The following is a 2364-nucleotide window of genomic DNA, read 5'->3' as shown; positions in this document are numbered from 1 at the left end:
TTCCTGGGCGCCGAAAAGCGCCTGCGCGTCGCGGCCCGCCGTCACCTGGACGAGAGCGTCTTGGCCACGGGCGTGCCGTTCGCCGGCAAGCCCGGCCACGGCCAGTTCCTGAAGGAGCTGCACCAGGTCAGCCAGAAGGTCGCCGGCGTCCGCCGCTTCGGCTCGGCCGCCCTGGATCTCGCCTGGGTCGCCGCCGGCCGCTTCGACGCCTACTGGGAGCGCAACCTCAATCCGTGGGACGTCGCGGCCGGGATCCTGATGGTCCAGGAATCGGGCGGCAAGGTCACCGCGATCGACGAAAGCGACCTCGACCTGGTCGCCGGCAAGTCGATCCTGGCCTCGAACCAGGACCTGCACCCGCAGATCCTGGAACGGCTGCGGGCGGCTTAGAAACCTGTCATCCCGGGCGAAGCGCAGCGCAGACCCGGGACCGCGACAGGCGCGGAGCTTCAGGCGGTCCCGGCTCGGCGCGCTTCGCGCTTGGCCGGGATGACAGTTTCAAGGTCTAGCCAAACCGTCACATCCGCGCGCTAAATCGCGCGCCATGACCCTCCTGACCCGTCGCGCCCTGACCACCGCCGCCCTCGCCGGCACGCTGTTGCCCGGCTGGAGCCAGGCCATCCCTCGTCAACCGATCGTCATCGGCCATCGCGGTTGCAGCGGCGAACGGCCCGAGCACACCGCCCTCGCCTACGACCGCGCCATCGACCAGGGCGCGAATTTCATCGAGCCGGATCTGGTTCCCACCAAGGACGGCCACCTGGTCGCCCGCCATGAGAACGAGATCGGCGGCACGACCGACGTCGCCAGCCGCCCCGAGTTCGCCGCCCGCAAGACGACCAAGACCATCGACGGCCAGTCGGTCACGGGCTGGTTCACCGAGGACTTCACCCTCGCCGAGATCAAGACCCTGCGCGCCCGCGAGCGACTGGCGCAGCTGCGTCCGGCCAACACCGCCTATGACGGCCAGGCCCAGCTCCTGACCTTCGAGGAGGTCGTCGCCATCGCCCGCGCTGGCTCCCAGCGCGCGGGCCGGACGATCGGCGTCTATCCCGAGCTGAAGCACCCGACCTATTTCGCCTCGATCGGCCTGCCCACCGAGGACCGGCTGGTGTCCAAGCTGAAGGCCCTGGATCTCAATTCGGCGACCGCACCGGTGTTCGTCCAGTGCTTCGAGGTCGGGACGCTGAAGCGCCTGCGGGCCAAGACCCCAGCGCGCCTGGTCTTCCTGGTCGACGGCGAGGGCGGCCCGCCCGACCTGCCCGGGGTCAAGTACGCCGACCTGATCACGGCCCAGGGCCTCAAGGACGTGGCCGTCTACGCCGACGGCCTGGGCGCGGGCTGGAGCCAGGTGATCCCGAGCGACGCCCAAGGCCTGCTGGCGCCGACCAGCCTGGTCAAGGACGCCCACGCGGCGGGCCTGCAAGTGCATGTCTGGACGCTCCGGGCCGAGAACTACTTCCTGCCCGCGCCCCTGCGCAAAGGCGACCCGGCCAGCCCGACCTTCCTGGCCCAGCACGGCGACGTGACGACGCTGATGAAGGCCCTTTATGCGGCCGGCGTCGACGGGATGTTCAGCGACTTCCCCGCCCTGGCCGTCGCGGCGCGAGGCTAGAACGGCGCCGACGGCGCAGACCCCTTGGCCGATCGACACTCACAGAGACCTATTTTCCCTGCCTTCCTGGGCCTTGTGCCCAGGACCCAGCGCTCAGGTTCAGCGACGTTAGGCGGAGTTCACGGTCTAACCGCACCGCGAAACTTGAAGGCCTGCATTGGCCGCCGGCATGGGTCCTGGGCACGAGGCCCAGGAAGGCAGGAGATTTAGTCGGGTCACCCTGTCGACCGAACGCCGATCATCTCTAGCCCTCTTGCTTAGCCCGCGAGGAACGGTGCAGCGTGCCGCCCTTCGAACGCTAGGGTGAGCCCCATGAAGATCCGTCACGCCGCCGCCTCGCTGGCGGCCATCGTCGCCCTGACCGTGGGCGTGGGCGTGGGCGCGCCCGCCCTCGCCTCGCCCGGCCCGGAGATGCTGGACAAGATCGCCGGCGACTTCGTGCGCATGACCCTTGAGGCCGGCGAGCGTGAGCCCGGCTATGTCGACGCCTATTACGGGCCGCGCGAATATCTGACGGCCGCCAAGACCGCGCCGCGCCCTGTCTATCTGCTGCGCCGGGAGGCCGACCGCCTGCAGGCCCTGCTGGGCGCCGTCCCGGACAAAGGGCTGACGCCCGACCAGCGCCGCCGCAAGCTGTTTCTGAAGGGCCAGGTCCGGGCCGCCCAGACGCGCCTGGCGATGATCGCCGGCGACAAGTTCAGCTTCCAGGACGAGGCGCAGGGCCTGTTCGGCGTCCGCCCCGCGATCAA

The 2364-nt window shown here is 69.8% G+C and carries 2 protein-coding genes and 1 pseudogene; all 3 read left to right on the top strand.

Features of this window, described 5'->3' with window-relative positions; translation table 11 throughout:
- Positions 1–390 (top strand): inositol monophosphatase family protein (locus VJ655_RS17135; protein ID WP_324113177.1); only part of this gene is annotated, 390 nt, incomplete at its 5' end.
- A 154-nt stretch (positions 391–544) separates the two neighbouring features.
- Positions 545–1615: a glycerophosphodiester phosphodiesterase gene (locus VJ655_RS17130; protein WP_324113175.1), complete on the top strand. Its 1071-nt coding sequence runs from the start codon at positions 545–547 to the stop codon at positions 1613–1615.
- Positions 1616–1927: 312 nt separating this feature from the next.
- A pseudogene (locus tag VJ655_RS17125) lies at positions 1928–2364 on the top strand (hypothetical protein); the annotation flags it as partial.

This window comes from Caulobacter sp. (assembly GCF_035254145.1).
GTDB lineage: Bacteria > Pseudomonadota > Alphaproteobacteria > Caulobacterales > Caulobacteraceae > Caulobacter.
Note: the sequence above shows the minus strand (reverse complement) of the source record. Positions and strands in the feature narration are given on the sequence as shown.